This window comes from Actinomycetospora termitidis (assembly GCF_030286555.1).
Classification (GTDB): domain Bacteria; phylum Actinomycetota; class Actinomycetes; order Mycobacteriales; family Pseudonocardiaceae; genus Actinomycetospora; species Actinomycetospora termitidis.
Map to the genome: position 1 here is coordinate 1,548,206 of NZ_JASVWF010000001.1, position 16,322 is coordinate 1,564,527.

The following is a 16,322-nucleotide window of genomic DNA, read 5'->3' on the forward strand; positions in this document are numbered from 1 at the left end:
TTCAGCGTCAGCATGGCCGCACTGCTGACACCGGCGGAGCCGCAGATAAGGTCAGCCTCACCTGACCGACGGGGGCGAGGAGGCATCCGTGCGCGTGGTGTTGTTCGGCTACCAGAAGTGGGGATCGAGGCTGCTCGCCACCCTGCTGGAGAGTCGCCACGAGGTGGTGCTCTGCGTGAGCCACCCGGAGAGCCTCGGGGGGCACGAACCGGCGATCTTCCAGGAACCGGTGGCCGACCTCGCCCGCGAGCACGGCATCCCGGTGCTCTACCGCGACAAGGCCGTGGACGACGAGCTGGTCGCCGCGATCAAGGAACACGACGCCGAGATCGGGGTCGCCTGCAACTGGCGCACCTGGATCTCGCCGGAGGTGTTCTCCGCGCCCACCCACGGCACCGTGAACACCCACGACGCTCTGCTGCCGAAGTACGCCGGGTTCTCGCCGCTGAACTGGGCCCTGATCAACGGCGAGTCGCAGGTCGGCATCACGGCGCACTGGATGGACGCCGACCTCGACCGCGGCGACATCATCACCCAGCGGACCGTCCCGGTGACGCCCACCGACACCACCGAGGACCTGTTCTTCCGCACCGTGGAGCTGTTCGGCCCGCTGACGATCGACGCCCTCGACCGCGTCGAGCACGGCCCGCACGACTGGCTGCGCCAGGACCCGGAGCACGCGAGCTTCTTCCACCGCCGCCAGGACCCGGACAACCGGATCCACTGGGACCGGTCGGCGAAGGACCTGGTCAACCTGGTGCGGGCGCAGACCGGGCCGTACCCGAACGCCTGGTGCGAGCACGAGGGTCGCCGGCTGCGCGTGCTCGAGGCGAGCGTCTCGCGCAACCGCTGCGGCGGCACGAACGGCCGCGTGTTCGCCCGCGAGGGCACCGGCGTCATCGTGGTGGCGGGGCCGGACGCGTGGCACGGCGACCAGCACGGTCTCGTCCTGCAGCGCGTGAAGGACGACAACGACGTCGAGCACGTGGCCGGGGACTACTTCCGGCGGATGGGCGACTACCTCGCCTGAAACATGCGTAACACCATGTGGTGACGCAGCGTCACGAGTCGATCACCCCGGGGTCACCGTCACAAGGACGTGACCGTCACGTCCCCGACGACCTCGGGGGATCGATCTCCTATGACCGCCAACCGCAAGCGACTCGCCGTCCTGGGCGGCATCCTGCTCGTGCTCGCCGGCGCGGGCGTCGCGTTCGCCGCCTACCTCTCGACCGGGACCGGCACCGGGGCCACCGCCTCGAGCGTGGCCGTGAACTCCACCATCACGCCGAACACGCCGGGGGCGCAGCTCTACCCGGGCTCGACGTCGACCTACACGGTGACGATCAACAACCCGAACCCGTACCCGGTGAAGGTCACCAGCATCAGCGCGAGCACCTCGGACAAGACCACCGGCAACTGCCCCGCCGGCACCGTCACGAGCCCCGCCGTCACGAACCCGACCGGGACCATCGCGGCGAACGGGACGGGGTCGTACTCGCTGACCGCGACCATGATCGCGAACCCGGACAACAGCTGCCAGGGGCAGTCGTTCACCATGCCGCTGACCGCCCAGCTCGCCTCCGCGGCGGGGTGAAGGTCGAGTCGCTGCTCCAGCGGGAGGGGCGGGGCCCGGTCGAGCGCACGGGCCCGATCCCGCTGCCGGGCAGGCGTCCCCGCCACTCCGCGGGCGCCGGGCGACCCGCCCACCCGGCGCACCCGGACGCGCTCACCGAGCCGATCGCCGTCGGAGGATCCTTCCCGACGACGGGTGGGGTCGGGTCCCGGGCGGGCGCCGCGTTCGCGGTGCCGTCCGGGGCCTTCCCCGCGGTCGTGGGCATCGACACGGAGTCCGGGACCGACCCCGTCGGCCCGGCGCCCGCGGTGCCCCGCACCCGGGACCCCCGACCGACACCCGCGACCGGGACGCCCGCGGGACCGGCCCTGGTCCGCGCCCGCGGCGCCCGGCCGGCGCCCCCGCGGCGATCCGACGAGGAGCCCCCAGCCGTGCGCCGAGTCCCCGTCCCCGACGACGACGTCGCCCCGGATCCGGACGAGACCCCGCCCCGCCCGATGCGGCGTCGGAGCCGTCTCCGGACCGCGCGCCGGCAGGGGCGGACGACCGTGCTCGTCGTCCTCGCCCTGGTCCTCGCGGCGCTCGCGGCCGCCGGGGTCGCGGTCGCGGCCTACCTCGCGTCCGGGTCGGGCGCCTCGGGGGTGAGCGGCGGGACCGCCCTCGCCCCGACGACGTCGGCCGTGGCCGGCAGCGCCGTCACCACGGGGCTGCTCTCGCCCGGGGCGTCGGGTACGGCGCTGCTCTCGGTGACCAACCCGAACCCGTACAAGGTGCAGGTGGCGACGGTCGCGCCGGCCGGCGCCGCGACCGCGAGCGGGGGCGTCGGCGCGTGTGCCACCACGGGCGTCACGTTCACGGCGCAGACCGTGCCCGACGTCGTCCTGGCCCCGGCCGCGAGCACCACGCTCACGCTCGGCGGGGCCGTCGCGATGTCGAACGCCTCGGAGACCGGCTGCCAGGGGGCGACGTTCTCCGTGCCGGTGACGGTGTCGGTGGTGAGCGCGCCGTGAGCCGCGCGCTGATCGCGCTCGCGACCGTCCTCGGTCTGCTGGTCGGCGGCGGGGTCGCGTGGGCGGCGTGGACGAGCAGCGGGCCCGGCAGCGCGACCGCCCGGGCGAACACCCTCGGCACCCCCACGGCGACCGCGTCCGCGTGGACGTGCGGCACCACGCCCTCCGGCTTCGCCGCGAGCGGGCGCGGGGTCGAGTCCTTCGGCGAGCAGGTGGTGACCACGACGACGGCCACGCCGCGTGCGGCCACGACGACGACCACGACCGCCGCGCCCCCGCCGGCGACCACGACGACGACCACCCCGAGCATCACGACCGCCGTCCCCACCTCGACCAGCAGCGCGGCGCCGACCACGACGACCACGGTCTCGCCGACCACGTCGACCAGCGGCGCGGTGAGCGGGCTGGGCGCGGCGGCCGCGACGCTGCGCTGGTCGGCCGTCCCCGGGGCCGCCGCCTACCAGTTCCAGGCCGCTCCGACGGCCGACTTCGCCGTCCCGAGCACCGGGGGCACGACGAGCGGGCTCTCCTCCACCGTGACCGTCCGCGCCCTCCTGGTGCGGGTCACGGTGTACCTGCGCGTCCGCGCGGTGTCGGGAGCGTGGAGCGGTCCGTGGAGCCCGACGCTGACGACGACCGCCGGGCCCTGCCTCGCCGGATGAACGTCGTGTTGCGGGCCCGACGCGCGGGCGGGCGGCGTGGCAGGGTCGGCCCATGGGTCTCCCGGAGCACGACCGCCTGTCCGCCGGCCGCGAGGTCGTGTACGCCAAGGACGCGAAGGGGCTGAGCTGGCAGCAGCTCGCGGACGCCCTGGACCGCTCGCTAGTGTGGACGACGTCGGCCCTGCTCGGCCAGCAGCCCCTGGACGCCGAGCAGGCGCAGCGGGTCGGCGGGCTGCTCGGGCTCGACGACGACACGGTCGCGGCGCTCTCGCTCCCACCCGTGCGCGGCGAGGCGGCCCTCGACCCGACCGAGCCGGTGACCTACCGGCTGCAGGAGGCCCTGCAGGTCTACAGCGGCGCGCTGCACGAGCTGATCCGCGAGGAGTTCGGGGACGGCATCATGTCGGCGATCGACTTCAGCATGAGCTTCGAGCGCGAGGAGGACCCGAAGGGTGACCGGGTGAAGCTCGTCTGGAGTGGCAAGTTCCTGCCCTACAAGGTCTTCTGAACGGCGTGACCGAGCTCGTCGTCCTCCTCGATCCCGCCGGCTCCGCGATCGGCACCGCCGCCAAGTCCGAGGTGCACCACGCCCAGACCCCGCTGCACCTCGCGTTCTCCTGCTACGTCGTCGACGAGGGCGGGCGCCTGCTGATGACGCGCCGGGCCGCGCACAAGCGCACCTTCCCGGGCGTGTGGACCAACAGCTTCTGCGGCCATCCCGGCCCGGGGGAGGCGCTCGACGAGGCCGTGCGCCGCCGCGGTCGTCAGGAACTGGGTCTCGACGTCGGGGACGTGCGGCTCGTGCTGCCCGGCTTCCGCTACCGCGCCGAGCAGGACGGCGTCGTCGAGCACGAGATGTGCCCGGTGTTCGTCGCCACCGCGTCCGGCGACCCGGCGCCCGACCCCGCCGAGGTCGACGAGGTGCGGGCCGTGCCGTGGCGCACGTTGTCCGACGGGGCCCGGCAGGGGTCGTGGCCGGAGCTCTCGCCGTGGTGTGTCGAGCAGGTCGCCCAGCTCGCCCTGCACGGTGACCCCGCCCGCTGGCCGACCGGCGACCCCTCGGCCCTCCCGCCGGCGGCGCGCCTCAGCCTGTAGCGGGGTGTCCCGGGTAGGTCCCGAACTGCCAGTGGTTGCCCTCCGGGTCGAGCACCGTGCAGTCGTGCGAGCCGTAGTCGGTGTCGTAGGGCTCGGCGATCGGCTTCGCCCCCGCGTCGACGGCGCGGGCGAAGATCTCGTCGGTGTGCGCGGCGTCGCGGGTGACGGCGTAGCCGCCGAACGTGCCCGGGGCGAGCGACCAGTGGCGCCCGGAGGCGTCCTCCCGGTCCTGGCCCAGCATGATCCCGCCGCCGGGCGGCCAGGCCAGCTCGGCGTGGTGGACCACGCCGTCGTCGCCGGTGTACGCGACGGTCTCGGTGAAGCCGAACGCCGAGACGTAGAAGTCGATGAGGGCCCGGGCGTCGCGGGCGCGCAGGGTGGGCCAGACCTGGGGCGGGGGCGCGTTGTCGCTCATGCCGCCGAGGATGGCGTACCGGCGTCCGGCGGTGCTTGGACGAAACCGATCTCGCCCCCGATCTCGACCCCGGTCTCGACCCCCACCAGTCCGGACCGCACCTCCTCCTCGACCCACCGCGTCGCCGAGCAGCCCGCGAGGGCCCGGAACTCGCGGGCCAGGTGGGCCTGGTCGGCGTAGCCGAGGTCGGCCGCGACGCCGGCGAGGTCGAGCGTCCCCGCGACGGCGCGCGCGGCGATCACCCGGCGTGCCCGGTCGAACCGCGCCATGCGGCCGGCCGTCTTCGGGCGCACCCCGACCTCGGCGCGGAACCGCCGCGCGAGGTGGTCGGGGCTCCACCCCACCTCGTGGGCGGTCTCGCGGACGCTGCGGCCCCCGACGATCCGCCGCCACGCGTGGCGTACCTCGTCCTCGGCCCGGCGACGTTCGTCGTGGGCGGCGCGCAGCCGACCGAGGACGTCGTCGATCACCGCGATCCGGGCCGGCCAGGTCCCCGCCGCGTCGACCCGCTCGGCGATCTCCGCCCCGACCCGGCCGAGCACGTCCGCGGCCTCGTACGAGTCTCCGGCCAGCGCGGCGGCCGGCAGCCCGAACAGCGTGCGCGCCGCCAGCGGGTGCACTGCGACGTGGATCCCGGCCTGGTGCCCCGGGTCGATGATGTGCTCGGGAGTGTCGTGCAGGCCGCCGAGGCAGACCCGGAACGGCACCGACCCGCCGTCGGGAACAGCGAGGCGCAGTGGCTCCCCGATCGTGACGACGAACGTCAGGTACGGCGAGGGCAGGCCGCGGTGCACCCCGGGCGCGTCCGAGCGCACGTCGTAGGGGTGGCACTCGACCATCCCGGGCAGCGGCATGGTCCGAGTGTGGCCCGGCGCCGTCCGGACGACCAGGCTCGTGCTGTCCCGGGCGCGGTCGCCGTGCCAGGATCCGGGCCATGATCTTCATCGCCGTGAAGTGGACGATCAAGCCGGAGTACGCGGAGCGCTGGCCGGAGCTGTCGCGGGAGTTCACCGAGGCCACCCGCAACGAGCCGGGCAACATCTTCTTCGAGTGGAGCAGGTCGCTCGAGGAGGAGAACACCTACCAGCTGGTCGAGGCCTTCCAGGACGACGCGGGCGGCGACCACGTCAACTCCGACCACTTCCAGAAGTTCGTCGCCGAGGCCCCGGACTACGTGGCCACCACGCCGAAGATCGTCAGCATCCAGGGTGTCGACGGCAACGGCTGGGGCGAGATGGGCGAGGTGAAGCCCCGCTAGGCACCCGGAGATGCTGAGCCTGGAGCTGTCCGCGCTCGGACTCGTCGACCTCGCGGCGACGATCCGGGCGCGTCGGGTGTCGTGCGTCGAGGTCGCCCGGGTCGCGCTCGCGCGGATCGACCGCGTGAACCCGGCGGTCGACGCGATCGTCGCCCGCCGCGACCCCGAGGTCGTCCTCGCCGAGGCCGCCGCGCTCGACGACGAGGTGGCCGCGGGCCGGTGGCGTGGAGTCCTGCACGGCGTGCCGCAGGCGGTGAAGGACCTCGCCGAGACGGCCGGTGAGCCGTTCGCAGCCGGATCGCCCGTGTTCCGCGACCGGGTCGGGGTGGTCGACGCCCCGCACGTCGCGCGGATGCGGGCGGCCGGGGCGCTGCTCGTCGGGCGGACGAACACCCCGGAGCTCGGCTTCGGCTCGCAGACCTACAACCCGGTGTACGGCACGACCCGCAACCCGTGGGACACGTCGCGCACCGTCGGCGGATCCAGCGGTGGCGCGGCCGCCGCGCTCGCGTGCCGCATGCTGCCCGCGGCCGACGGCAGCGACTACATGGGCTCGCTGCGCAACCCGGCCGCGTGGTCCTCGGTGTACGGGCTGCGCCCCTCGCGCGGCCGGGTGCCGGGGGTCCCGGGCTTCGTCGCGCAGATGGGCGAGGCGGGGCCGATGGCCCGGTCGGTGGCGGACCTCGCGGCGCTCCTGGGGGTCATGACGACGGGTGGCCCGGTCGGGCCGCTCGACCGTGCCGATGCGCTGGATCTGACCGACCTCCGTCCGGCGGACCCGTCGTCGTTGCGGGTGGGCTGGCTGGGCGATCTCGGCGGGCGGTTGGCGTGCGAGCCCGGGTTGCTCGACCTCGCGCGCGCCGGGTCGGTGGACGTGCTCGCGTCGCTGGGAGCGGGCGTCGAGGAGGTCGTGCCGCCGTTCGACCTCGACGCGCTGTGGGACGCGTTCCTGGTGTGGCGGTGGTGGAACGCGTGCGAGATGGCGCCGCTGCTGGAGGCGGGTGCGGAGCTCAAGCCGGAGCTGGTGTGGGAGATCGAGCACGGGGTCGCGTTGACCGCGCTGCAGGTCCACCGGGCGGCCGCGGTGCGGGCGGAGTGGTTCCGGGCGGTCGTGGGCCTGTTCGAGCGCTTCGACGTGCTGATCGCTCCGGCCACGCAGGTGCACCCGTTCCCCGCCGACGTGACGTGGCCCCGGTCGATCGCCGGACGGGAGATGGACACGTATCACCGTTGGATGGAGACGGTGGCGCCGTGGTCGATGGCCGGGGTGCCGGTGCTGGGGGCGCCGGCGGGGTTCACACCGGGCGGCCTGCCGGTCGGCGTCCAGTTCATCGGCGCGCCCGGGGCCGACCGCCGTCTCCTGGAGGTGGCGCTGACCCACGAGGCCGCCACGGGCCACGCCCGCCGAGTGCCGCCGCTCGCGGCCTGAGCGCCAGACGACCGGCTCGGCCGTTGCGTCGCGCACACGGCCGGCCGCGTCGGACCGCCGCGGATCGGCGTTGCGTCACGCACACGTCCGCCCGGAACGGCTCCCGAGCGCATCGTTGCGGCACGCACACGGCTAGTCGCGTCGGACCTCCGGCGGATGGGCGTTGCGTCCCGCACACGGCCAGCCGTGTCGGAGCTCCGGCGGTCCGCCGTTGCGTCACGCACACGGCCGCCCGATACGGCTCACGACCGCATCGTTGCGGCACGCACGACGTCGTCGAGCCCACGGTCGCGCGTGCGCGAGAGGCCGCTGGCCCGCCGGAGTGCCAAGATCGACATCCGGGCGGCGGAGTGCCCCACCACGCGGGCGTTCTGCCGCCCAGAAGTGGATCATGCCTTCGGTGGGCGTGCCGCCGCTCCATCACGGTTGCCGCCACGGGGACGAGGCACCTCCGCCGGCCGTGTGCGCGACGCAACGCCGGTGCCGCACCGTGCGGACTCCGCTGGCCGTGTGCGGGTCGCAACGCTGGTGCCGCACCGTGCGGACTCTGCTGGCCGTGTGCGGGACGCAACGCGGATTCGGTGGGAGGCGACGTCCCCCGGCCGTGTGCGCCACGCAACGCAGAGCGCCCCGAGCAGCGACCGAGGCCGTTCCTGGCGTCGGGTGTCAACAGCGGGCCACGGCGGACGCCGGAGCGGCCGGTTCCTCCACCACCGGGCGCAGGAACCGTGCCTGCCAGGCGGCGTAGGCCAGCACGACGCCCGCCACCACCCCGGCCACGGCGAGTGCCGCGGTGAAGGCGGCACCCGCCGCCGTCGCGGAGCCACCCGCGGCGAGGGTGCCGCCGAGGGTCTCGCCCGGCGTGCCCGCCGGCAGGCCGGCGCGGTAGACCGCCGCCGTGATGCTGCCCAGCACCGCGATGCCCAGCGCCCCGCCGAGCTCGAAGCCGGTCTCGGAGATCGCCGAGGCGGCGCCGGCGCGGTCGGTGGGGGCGGACTCCAGCACGAGGTCCGTCGTCAGCGTCTCCACCATGGCCACGGCCAGACCCGCGACCGCCATCCCGACGACGATGGCCACCGGCCCGGCGCCCAGCGCCAGCAGGCCGAGCGCCGCGAATCCGACCGCGGCCACGGACAGCCCGCCGACCACGAGGCGCCGCACCGCGAACCGCCGTGCGAGCCGGGCCGCGACGAGCGCACCGGCCACGCCCGCGAGGCTCCCGGGCAGCAGCCACATCGCGGAGGTCAGCGGCGACATCCCGACCACCAGCTGCAGGTACTGCGGCACCAGCACGAGCAGGCCGACCAGGGCGAACACGCACAGCAGGTTCGTCGCGACGGACACCGAGAACGCCCGCCGGGAGAACAGCGTGAGGTCGATCAGCGGGTCGGGGAGCGTCCGCTGGCGGTGCACGAACACGGCGCCGGCCGCGAGGCCGACGACGGCCGCCGTCACACCCGCCGTCGAGAACCCGTCGGTGGCGACGGACTTGACCGCGTAGACGACCGGCAGCATCGCCGCGAGGGCGAGGGCCGCGGAGACGAGGTCGAACCGGCCCGGCTGCGGGTCGCGGCTCTCGGGGAGCAGGAACGGCCCGGCGGCGAGCAGCACCAGGCAGACCGGGACGTTGACGAGGAAGACCGAGCCCCACCAGAAGTGCTCGAGCAGCCAGCCACCGATCACCGGGCCCGCGGCGGCGCCCCCGGAGAACATCGCGGCCCAGACGCCGATCGCGCGACGGCGGGCGTCCGACTCGGGGAACACGGTCTTGATCAGCGACAGCGTCGAGGGCATCAGGGTCGCGCCGCCGAGCCCGAGCAGCGCCCGCGCGGCGACCAGGGCGCCGGCCGACGGCGCGAAGGCCGCCGCCACGGACGCGAGACCGAAGGCCGCCGTGCCGATGAGCAGCAGCCGGCGACGGCCGATCCGGTCGCCGAGCGACCCGGCGACCACGAGCAGGCCGGCGAGCACGAACGAGTAGACGTCGACGATCCACAGCTGGGTCGCCGCGCCGGGTCGCAGGTCCTCGGAGATCGCCGGCAGGGCTGCACCCAGGACGGTCATGTCCAGGGTGATCAGCAGGACGGGTGCGGTGAGGACCCCCAGGGCGAGGGCTCGCCTGCTCATGGCGCGACTCCGAGTTTCTCGACAGTCCGGACGGTACAGTTAAGAAACTGTACCAGCTGGACGGTGTACGGTCCCGCCCATGCCCCGACCGTCGCAGCGGGACCGCATCGTGGACGCCTACGTCGACCACGTCGTCACCGACGGCCCGGAGACCGTCACGCTCGACGCGGTGGCCGCACGGGCCGGGGTGTCCAAGGGCGGGCTGCTCTATCACTTCGGGTCCCGCGAGGCGCTGCTCGACGGGCTCCTGGAGCGGGTCCGGGCGCTCACCGAGGCGGACATCGCGACGGCCCGGACCGCCGCGGAGGCGGGGACCGAGTCGATGGCGCACTACTACCTGCGCACCTCCGCCGACGATCCGGCGACCGACAGCGGGTTCTTCCGGGCCATGGTCGCCGTGCTCAAGCTCGCCGGCACCGAGGAGGCCGCCGCCGCGACCGCGCGGGCGTCGATGGCGGCGTGGCAGGCGGTCCTCGCCGAGGAGACCGGGGACGAGCTGACGGCCGACCTGGTGGCCGCCGTCGGCGACGGCATCTACCTGCGCGCCATCGCGGGAGAGCGGGGCACCCCGCTGACCCGGGACTGGGACGTGACCCTGCAGCGGCTCCTCGGGCGTGTGTAGCGCACCCCACGGTGTGGTCATGACGGGCCGGGGGCCACCCTGGAGGGGTGACCCCGTCTGACGAGGACGACCAGCGTCCGGACACCGCGCGCGCCGACGGCGGGAGGGCGCCGGTCGACCGGCGCTTCGCCGCCCTCGTCGGGCACCTGCGCGCGTCCGACCCGCACTTCGCGCGGCGCGTGTCCGAACCGCACCGGCTGCGCAGCGGTCAGATCATGACGCTGCTCGGCTTCGTCGCGACCCTGGTCCTCGGGATCGTCCCGCTCGTCGTGGGCATCCACCTCCAGGCCGCGGGGCTGCTCACCCTGGGCGCGATCGGGACGGCCTTCACCCCGGTGGTCGTGCCGCCGGTGGTCGGCCTGGTGCTCGGGCGGCTCCGTCCGCTGTGGTGACCAGCGGGCTCCCGCTCAGCGCCTCAGGGCGCGGGTGAGCCACGCGACCAGCTCGTCCTCGACGACGTCGCGGTCGAGCTCGTTGAGGATCTCGTGGCGGTCGCCGGGCCACACCCGGAACGTCACGTCGGTCATCCCGGCCGCCTGGTAGCGGTCGACGAGGGCCTGGGCCAGGACGACTGGTCCGCCGACGGGGTCGTGCTCGCCGACGGCGACGTACACCGGCAGGTCCTTCTGCATCGCGTCGAGACGCTGCTTGTCGGCCACGTCCCGGCCTCCGGCGAACATTCCCGCGCCGCCTGCCGGGTCGAGACCGAACCCGCACCACGGGTCCGCGACGTAGGCGTCGACCTGGGCCTCGTCGCGGGAGAGCCAGTCGTAGTCGGTGCGTGCCGGGGCGAACGGTGCGTTGAAGGCGGACAGGTCGATCGGGCCGCTGGTGTCGATGGCGCCCTCGAGCTGGTCGAGCAGCGTCGTCCCGGTGAGGATCGCCGCGTCGACCTCGGCGGAGTGGTCGAGCAGGAACTGCTGGGCGGCGAACGAGCCCATGCTGTGCCCGAGCAGCACCACCGGGACGCCCGGGGCGTCCTCGCGGCCACGTTCGAGGACGCGGCCGATGTCGGCGACGAGCTCGGCCCACCCGCCCTCGCCGAGGACGCCGGGCTCGGTGCCGTTCGCCTCGGCCGTGGCCCCGTGCCCGCGGTGGTCCTGGCCGTGGACGAGGAACCCGAGGTCGGTCAGCCGGTCCGCGAGGTGTTGGTAGCGGCGCACGTGCTCGCCCATGCCGTGGGTGAGCTGCACGACGCCCCGGGCCTCACCCTTCGGCAGCCACCGGAAGGTGGCCAGGGTGTGTCCGCCCGCGGACGGCAGGTCGACTCGGGTCGGTTCGCTCATGCGCGCACTCCTTCGGGCTCGGGCGGACCAGGAGTCTGGCCCGCCCGGTCCCGTGGCGCCAGTGGTGATCTACGACGAGGTCGTGCCCGTCCCGGTCGTGCCCGTCCCGGCGGTGCCGGTGTCGGCGCCGGTCCCGGACTGCTGGCTGGTCCCGGGCGGGCCGCCCGGCCCGCCGTCGCCGGGTCCGCCGGGGCCGCCGCCGAGCAGCGGGCCGGTCAGCATCGACAGGCCGGCGCCGAGCAGGAAGGCGACCACGCCGACGACGGCGGCGATCCGCGCGCTGACGGTGCGCGCGGGCTTCGTGGCGGCCGGGGTCGCCTGGTCGGCCGGGGCGGCGTACACGGCGTGGGTACGGACGGTGTCGGTGTCGGTGTCGTGCCAGGCGGGGGACTGCGGTCCGGTCGGTGCTGTCATGACACGGAGCCTGGGTCCCGGGGCTGGCCGCGCCGTGTGGTGCCGCTGTGCAGCGCGTGTGGCGTCAGCCGGACCGACGCCGGCGCGGCCACCAGCTCCGACGACGCGTTGCGGGAGCGGCCGCCGGCGGCTCCGGCGTGTCGGCCCGGCCCGCGCGCCACCGCTCGACCACCGCGTCGGCCGAGGGCCGCCGGATCGGCACCTGCGGGCCCTGCGGCGACCGCAGGAACGCGATGACCCGGCGGTCGAGGTCGGCGACGACGGCGCGCACGGCGGCCTCGTCGGGGAGGTCGCGCACGTCGTCGTGCAGGCGCTCGATCTGCTTGCGCAGCAGCAGGGAGGGCGGCAGCAGGGCGTCGGGGGACACGCCCTCGGCGCGCATCTTCGAGCGCACCCACCAGTTCTCGTCGTCCCGGGCGGGCAGGTCCAACGGCTTGCCGGAGCCGGGGAGGTCGTCGAACGCCCCCTCGGCCGTCGCTCGGCGGATCTGCTCGTCGATCAGCGACTCGTAGCGTTCCCAGTAGCTCTCGCCCGGCTCCCCCCGCATGCACTCCACGGTGCACGACGGGGGGCGCCGACGCACGGGACTACTCGGCGGTGAGCACCACGGTCTGCACCGCCCAGGCGCCGAGCGGCGCCGAGGGGGTGACCGACACCGGAGCGGCCGGGTCGGCGTCCAGGGCGGGGCGCACGACCAGCGCGGTCGTCGCCTTGACCCGGTCGTCCGCCTTGACCGTCCACGCATCGGCCAGCGGCTCCGGCGGCACGATGTCGGCCACGTTGGTGCCGGCGACGAAGTAGAGGACCTGGGTGGCGCTGTCGGCCGGGGCCGGGGCGGCGGTCACGGCACCGCCGGCGCCGGTGGTCTCGCCGGGTGCGGCCACCGCGGCGACGTGCGACCACGCACCGATCCCGCCGAGGAGCGTGGCGGGCGTGTCCGAGGTGAAGGTGACCGGCCCGGTCGCGCCCTGCGCGGTCGAGGTGAACAGCGACACCGAGCCGACCCCGCCGGGCAGCGCGGTCGTCCGCAGCGCGGTCCAGCCCGCCGGCGGCCGGATCTCGCCGGCGCCGGAGCGGAACACCTGGGCGACCATGACGTCGCCGTCCTGCACCCCCGCGGGCGTCGAGAGCGTCACCTCGGTGGCGGCGTCGGCGGTGGTGTAGCCGACGGCGCGCGACAGCGGCAGGAACGGGACGGTCGCGGCGACGACCACGCCGGCCACCAGGCCGAGGGCGGCGAGCACGGCGGCGGCGCCCCACAGGGCCGCGGGACGCGGCGCCGAGCGGCCGGCCGCGACCCCGGCGACGACCAGCAGGCCGCCGAGGCCGGCGGCGACACCGAGCAGGGCGGCCGTGGAGTCCGTCCGGAACCCACGGACCCCGAACTCCGCGACCGCGACGACGATCGCGACGAGCCCGAGCACCCCACCGAGGCCGACCAGCACCCGCTGCAGCGTCGGGGTCAGCGTGACCACCGCGACGACGGCGGCGGTCACGACGACGAGGACGGCCGCGGCCGCCCAGGCGACCGGGCTCCCGAGCGCCGCGGCGGACACCACCGCCAGCACGGCGACCACCACGGCCACCACGATCGCGACGGTCTTGCGCACGTCCACCCCACTCCTCCTGCAGGGCTCGGTGGCCCTGGTGCCTTCGGCCGAGCCGCGGCGCGGCGATCGGCGGTGACCCTGCGGTCGCTCCCCCTGCGTGTCGTTCCGGGAGGTTCCACCGTTTCGGACGCGCGGAGGTGCACGTGGAGGGCCGAATCAGGTCACGGTTGCATCACGAAGTCGTGCACGGTGGATGGCGGCCCGGACGTCCCGGGCTCCGTCGATCACTGTGCGTAGCAACGCTCTACCGCTCGGTAGAGGACCGTGACCTGCGGTCTTCCGACCTCGGCGGGCGGGCTCGGAACCGGTTACCTCGTGCCGGTGTGACCTCACGGAGATCTGTTCCGCCGCTCACTCGTCCGTTCGGCGGCGTTACGCAACGTGGCTCGACGGCGATGCCTTCCGGGGGACGACGACGAGCGACGGGGGGTCGAGGTGCTGCGGGGCTACGCACGGGTGGCGTCGACGACGGACGATGCGGGGGACCAGGTCGAGCGGCTCGAGGCCGCGGGCGTGGCGGCCGGGACGATCCGGGTGGACACCTCGCTCGGCACCCGCGGTGCCCGGCCGGCCCTGGAGACCGTGCTGGGAGAGCTGCGGCCCGGGGACGTCCTGGTCGTCACGGGGCTCGACCGGCTCGCCTCGTCGGTGCTGCACCTCGTGCAGGTCGGGCAGCGCCTGCACGCGCTGGGAGCGGACCTGCGGTCGCTCGACGAGCGGGTCGACACGGTCGGGGAGGGCGAGGTCGGGGTGCTGCCGACGCTCGAGCTCCTCGCCGGGCTGCAGCGCACGCTCGTCTCGGCCAGCACCCGGGCGGGCCTCGACGCCGCGCGGGCCCGGGGCCGCCGGGGCGGACGCCCGCCGCGGCTGACCGCCGAGTCCGCCGCGGAGGCGCAGCGTCTCTACGACGAGGGCCGCTCGGTCACCGAGATCGCCGAGAAGCTCGACGTCCCGCGCACGACCGTGTACGGCCACCTCCGTCGGCCGACCTGATCTCCCGCCCCCGCGGCGTTAGGGTCGGCGCCGGCGAGTTCTTCGAGGAGGAGGCGGACGTGGAGGTCCTGACCGGGGCGGAGGGGGTGCGCGCGGCGATCGGGCGCGACCTGGGGCCGGGGGAGTGGTTCGAGGTCGACCAGGCGCGCGTCGACGGCTTCGCGGACGACACCGAGGACCACCAGTGGATCCACGTCGACCCCGAGAAGGCGGTGTCCAGCCCCTTCGGCGGCACCATCGCCCACGGCTTCCTGACGCTGTCGCTGCTGCCGCACCTGGCGAACTCCGCCCGCCGCCTCGACGGGGTGCGGATGGGCGTGAACTACGGGCTGAACAAGGTGCGCTTCCCCTCCCCGGTGCGCGTCGGCAGCCGGGTGCGGGCGACCGTGACGATCACCGAGGCGGAGGACCTGCCCGACAACGGGGTGCAGGTCGTCTCGAAGGTCACCGTGGAGATCGAGGGCCTGCCCAAGCCCGCCTGCATCGCCGAGTGGGTCACGCGCGCGTACTTCTGATGTCGCGGATCCACCTGAACGCCTTCGCCATGATGTGCGCGGGCCACCAGTCGCCCGGGCTGTGGCGGCACCCGTCCGACGCGGGGTTCCGCTACACCGACCTGGACCACTGGACCGGCCTGGCGCGGCTGCTCGACGACGCCGGGTTCGACGCGCTGTTCCTCGCCGACGTCCTCGGGGTCTACGACGTCGCCGGCGGCTCGCGCGACGCCGCGGTGCGGGCGGGCATCCAGATCCCGCTGGGCGACCCGATGATGCCGGTGTCGGCGATGGCGGCGGCGACGGCGCACCTCGGCTTCGGCGTGACGGTCTCGACGTCCTACGAACACCCGTACGCGCTGGCCCGCCGCTTCACCACCCTCGACCACCTGACGAAGGGCCGGGTCGGCTGGAACGTCGTCACCGGCTACCTGGCGAGCGCCGCGGCCAACCTCGGGCTGGGCGACCAGCTGCCGCACGACCAGCGCTACGAACAGGCCGACGAGTACCTCGAGGTCTGCCGGCGGCTGTGGCACGAGTCGTGGGAGGACGACGCCGTCGTCCGTTCCGGCGGGACCTACACCGACCCGGCGAAGGTGCACGACATCGCCTTCCACGGGCGCTGGTACGACGTGCCCGGCCCGTTCCTCTGCGAGCCCTCCCCACAGCGCTCGCCGGTGATCTTCCAGGCCGGTGCCTCACCGCGCGGGCTGGAGTTCGCGGGCCGGCACGCCGAGGCGGTGTTCGTCTCCGGGCCCTCGACGGCGGTCGTCGCCGGCCAGGTGGACCGGCTGCGCGCCGCGGTGTCCGACGCGGGCCGCGACCCCGCGTCGGTGACCGTCTTCTCGCAGCTCGCGCCGGTCGTGGCGTCGACCTCGGGCGAGGCGGACGCGCTGTACGCCGAGTACCTGGAGTCGTTCTCCCTGGAGGGCGCACTGGCGCTGTTCGCGGGGTGGACGGGCCTCGACCTCACCGGCATCGACCCGGACGCGCCCCTGCGCTACGTCGAGTCCGACGCGGGGCGGTCCGCGCTCGCGTCGTTCACCACCGACGACCCGTCGCGCGAGTGGACCGTCGGCGAGGTCGCCCGGCACCTCGCGGTCGGCGGCCGCGGGCCGGTCGCCGTCGGGTCCGGCCCCGAGGTGGCCGAGCAGATGATCGACTGGATCGACGGGACCGGCGCCGACGGGTTCAACCTCGCCTACGCCGTCACCCCGGGCACGTTCGCCCAGGTCGCGACGCACGTCGTGCCCGAGCTGCGACGTGCCGGACGGATGCCGGCCGACCCCGTGCCCGGGACGCTGCGGGAGCGGCTCGCGCTGCGGTGAGGA

20 protein-coding genes are annotated in these 16,322 nt (G+C 74.9%); 13 read left to right on the plus strand and 7 right to left on the minus strand.

Annotation, left to right across the window (positions count from 1 at the left end; translation table 11 throughout):
- Positions 1-88: 88 nt before the first annotated feature.
- The 6 genes from QRT03_RS07590 to idi all read left to right on the plus strand — a co-directional run bounded on the left by QRT03_RS07590 (position 89) and on the right by idi (position 4,343).
- A complete protein-coding gene (locus QRT03_RS07590; RefSeq protein WP_286051923.1) occupies positions 89-1,030 on the plus strand; it encodes a methionyl-tRNA formyltransferase in 942 nt (313 codons plus the stop codon).
- Between the two features lie 111 nt (positions 1,031-1,141).
- Positions 1,142-1,597, plus strand: coding sequence for a hypothetical protein (locus QRT03_RS07595; RefSeq protein ID WP_286051924.1), 456 nt, complete (start codon positions 1,142-1,144; stop codon positions 1,595-1,597).
- The gene (locus QRT03_RS07600) at positions 1,594-2,586 is read left to right on the plus strand and encodes a hypothetical protein (RefSeq protein ID WP_286051925.1); all 993 of its coding nucleotides are present in this window, start codon (positions 1,594-1,596) and stop codon (positions 2,584-2,586) included. Before QRT03_RS07595 ends, QRT03_RS07600 begins: the two co-directional genes overlap by 4 nt.
- Positions 2,583-3,248 (plus strand): hypothetical protein, encoded by a 666-nt coding sequence (locus QRT03_RS07605; protein WP_286051926.1) that lies wholly within the window; start codon positions 2,583-2,585, stop codon positions 3,246-3,248. The genes QRT03_RS07600 and QRT03_RS07605 overlap by 4 nt, the downstream gene beginning before the upstream one ends.
- A gap of 52 nt (positions 3,249-3,300) precedes the next feature.
- Positions 3,301-3,756, plus strand: coding sequence for a cyanase (gene cynS / locus QRT03_RS07610; protein WP_286051928.1), 456 nt, complete (start codon positions 3,301-3,303; stop codon positions 3,754-3,756).
- A gap of 5 nt (positions 3,757-3,761) precedes the next feature.
- Positions 3,762-4,343, plus strand: a complete 582-nt coding sequence (gene idi / locus QRT03_RS07615; RefSeq protein ID WP_286051929.1) for an isopentenyl-diphosphate Delta-isomerase — start codon at positions 3,762-3,764, stop codon at positions 4,341-4,343.
- Here idi and QRT03_RS07620 read toward each other — a convergent pair.
- Both QRT03_RS07620 and QRT03_RS07625 read right to left on the minus strand, forming a co-directional pair.
- A complete protein-coding gene (locus QRT03_RS07620; protein WP_286051930.1) occupies positions 4,333-4,758 on the minus strand; it encodes a VOC family protein in 426 nt (141 codons plus the stop codon). The genes idi and QRT03_RS07620 overlap by 11 nt on opposite strands.
- Positions 4,755-5,612: a helix-turn-helix domain-containing protein gene (locus QRT03_RS07625; RefSeq protein ID WP_286051931.1), complete on the minus strand. Its 858-nt coding sequence runs from the start codon at positions 5,610-5,612 to the stop codon at positions 4,755-4,757. Before QRT03_RS07625 ends, QRT03_RS07620 begins: the two co-directional genes overlap by 4 nt.
- Positions 5,613-5,692: 80 nt before the next feature.
- Between QRT03_RS07625 and QRT03_RS07630 the strand changes: the two genes are divergently transcribed.
- Both QRT03_RS07630 and QRT03_RS07635 read left to right on the plus strand, forming a co-directional pair.
- Positions 5,693-6,016, plus strand: coding sequence for a putative quinol monooxygenase (locus tag QRT03_RS07630; RefSeq protein ID WP_286051932.1), 324 nt, complete (start codon positions 5,693-5,695; stop codon positions 6,014-6,016).
- A 10-nt stretch (positions 6,017-6,026) separates the two neighbouring features.
- Complete coding sequence (locus QRT03_RS07635) at positions 6,027-7,445, plus strand: amidase (RefSeq protein WP_286051933.1); 1,419 nt, start codon at positions 6,027-6,029, stop codon at positions 7,443-7,445.
- A 666-nt stretch (positions 7,446-8,111) separates the two neighbouring features.
- Here the strand turns inward: QRT03_RS07635 and QRT03_RS07640 are convergent.
- Complete coding sequence (locus QRT03_RS07640; RefSeq protein ID WP_286051934.1) at positions 8,112-9,572, minus strand: MFS transporter; 1,461 nt, start codon at positions 9,570-9,572, stop codon at positions 8,112-8,114.
- Between the two features lie 79 nt (positions 9,573-9,651).
- On the opposite strand from QRT03_RS07640, the gene QRT03_RS07645 reads away from it, so the two are divergent.
- Together QRT03_RS07645 and QRT03_RS07650 are read left to right on the plus strand one after the other, a co-directional pair.
- A complete protein-coding gene (locus tag QRT03_RS07645; RefSeq protein ID WP_286051935.1) occupies positions 9,652-10,194 on the plus strand; it encodes a TetR/AcrR family transcriptional regulator in 543 nt (180 codons plus the stop codon).
- A 47-nt stretch (positions 10,195-10,241) separates the two neighbouring features.
- A complete protein-coding gene (locus tag QRT03_RS07650) occupies positions 10,242-10,586 on the plus strand; it encodes a DUF3040 domain-containing protein (RefSeq protein ID WP_286051936.1) in 345 nt (114 codons plus the stop codon).
- A gap of 15 nt (positions 10,587-10,601) precedes the next feature.
- Here the strand turns inward: QRT03_RS07650 and QRT03_RS07655 are convergent, their stop codons facing one another.
- The 4 genes from QRT03_RS07655 to QRT03_RS07670 all read right to left on the minus strand — a co-directional run bounded on the left by QRT03_RS07655 (position 10,602) and on the right by QRT03_RS07670 (position 13,504).
- A complete protein-coding gene (locus QRT03_RS07655) occupies positions 10,602-11,480 on the minus strand; it encodes an alpha/beta fold hydrolase (protein ID WP_286051937.1) in 879 nt (292 codons plus the stop codon).
- Positions 11,481-11,549: 69 nt separating this feature from the next.
- Positions 11,550-11,894, minus strand: a complete 345-nt coding sequence (locus QRT03_RS07660) for a hypothetical protein (protein ID WP_286051938.1) — start codon at positions 11,892-11,894, stop codon at positions 11,550-11,552.
- Between the two features lie 64 nt (positions 11,895-11,958).
- Positions 11,959-12,441 (minus strand): DnaJ family domain-containing protein, encoded by a 483-nt coding sequence (locus tag QRT03_RS07665; RefSeq protein ID WP_286051939.1) that lies wholly within the window; start codon positions 12,439-12,441, stop codon positions 11,959-11,961.
- Between the two features lie 40 nt (positions 12,442-12,481).
- Positions 12,482-13,504: a hypothetical protein gene (locus tag QRT03_RS07670; protein WP_286051940.1), complete on the minus strand. Its 1,023-nt coding sequence runs from the start codon at positions 13,502-13,504 to the stop codon at positions 12,482-12,484.
- Positions 13,505-13,939: 435 nt separating this feature from the next.
- Here QRT03_RS07670 and QRT03_RS07675 point away from each other — a divergent pair, with 435 nt between their 5' ends.
- Genes QRT03_RS07675 through QRT03_RS07685 form a run of 3 tightly spaced genes read left to right on the plus strand, consistent with a single transcriptional unit; the run spans position 13,940 to position 16,319 of the window.
- Positions 13,940-14,497, plus strand: coding sequence for a recombinase family protein (locus QRT03_RS07675; protein WP_286051941.1), 558 nt, complete (start codon positions 13,940-13,942; stop codon positions 14,495-14,497).
- Positions 14,498-14,556: 59 nt separating this feature from the next.
- Positions 14,557-15,012 carry a MaoC family dehydratase gene (locus tag QRT03_RS07680; protein WP_286051942.1) on the plus strand — a complete coding sequence of 152 codons (456 nt, stop codon included), beginning with the start codon at positions 14,557-14,559 and terminating at the stop codon, positions 15,010-15,012.
- Positions 15,012-16,319, plus strand: a complete 1,308-nt coding sequence (locus QRT03_RS07685; RefSeq protein WP_286051943.1) for an LLM class flavin-dependent oxidoreductase — start codon at positions 15,012-15,014, stop codon at positions 16,317-16,319. Before QRT03_RS07680 ends, QRT03_RS07685 begins: the two co-directional genes overlap by 1 nt.
- Positions 16,320-16,322: the final 3 nt, after the last annotated feature.

Coding starts and splice junctions, on each gene's coding strand:
- QRT03_RS07595 (WP_286051924.1), top strand. CDS start 1,142: ATGACCGCCAACCGCAAGCGACTCGCCGTCCTGGGCGGCATCCTGCTC.
- cynS (WP_286051928.1), top strand. CDS start 3,301: ATGGGTCTCCCGGAGCACGACCGCCTGTCCGCCGGCCGCGAGGTCGTG.
- QRT03_RS07620 (WP_286051930.1), bottom strand. CDS start 4,758: ATGAGCGACAACGCGCCCCCGCCCCAGGTCTGGCCCACCCTGCGCGCC.
- QRT03_RS07625 (WP_286051931.1), bottom strand. CDS start 5,612: ATGCCGCTGCCCGGGATGGTCGAGTGCCACCCCTACGACGTGCGCTCG.
- QRT03_RS07630 (WP_286051932.1), top strand. CDS start 5,693: ATGATCTTCATCGCCGTGAAGTGGACGATCAAGCCGGAGTACGCGGAG.
- QRT03_RS07635 (WP_286051933.1), top strand. CDS start 6,027: ATGCTGAGCCTGGAGCTGTCCGCGCTCGGACTCGTCGACCTCGCGGCG.
- QRT03_RS07640 (WP_286051934.1), bottom strand. CDS start 9,572: ATGAGCAGGCGAGCCCTCGCCCTGGGGGTCCTCACCGCACCCGTCCTG.
- QRT03_RS07645 (WP_286051935.1), top strand. CDS start 9,652: ATGCCCCGACCGTCGCAGCGGGACCGCATCGTGGACGCCTACGTCGAC.
- QRT03_RS07655 (WP_286051937.1), bottom strand. CDS start 11,480: ATGAGCGAACCGACCCGAGTCGACCTGCCGTCCGCGGGCGGACACACC.
- QRT03_RS07660 (WP_286051938.1), bottom strand. CDS start 11,894: ATGACAGCACCGACCGGACCGCAGTCCCCCGCCTGGCACGACACCGAC.
- QRT03_RS07665 (WP_286051939.1), bottom strand. CDS start 12,441: ATGCGGGGGGAGCCGGGCGAGAGCTACTGGGAACGCTACGAGTCGCTG.
- QRT03_RS07685 (WP_286051943.1), top strand. CDS start 15,012: ATGTCGCGGATCCACCTGAACGCCTTCGCCATGATGTGCGCGGGCCAC.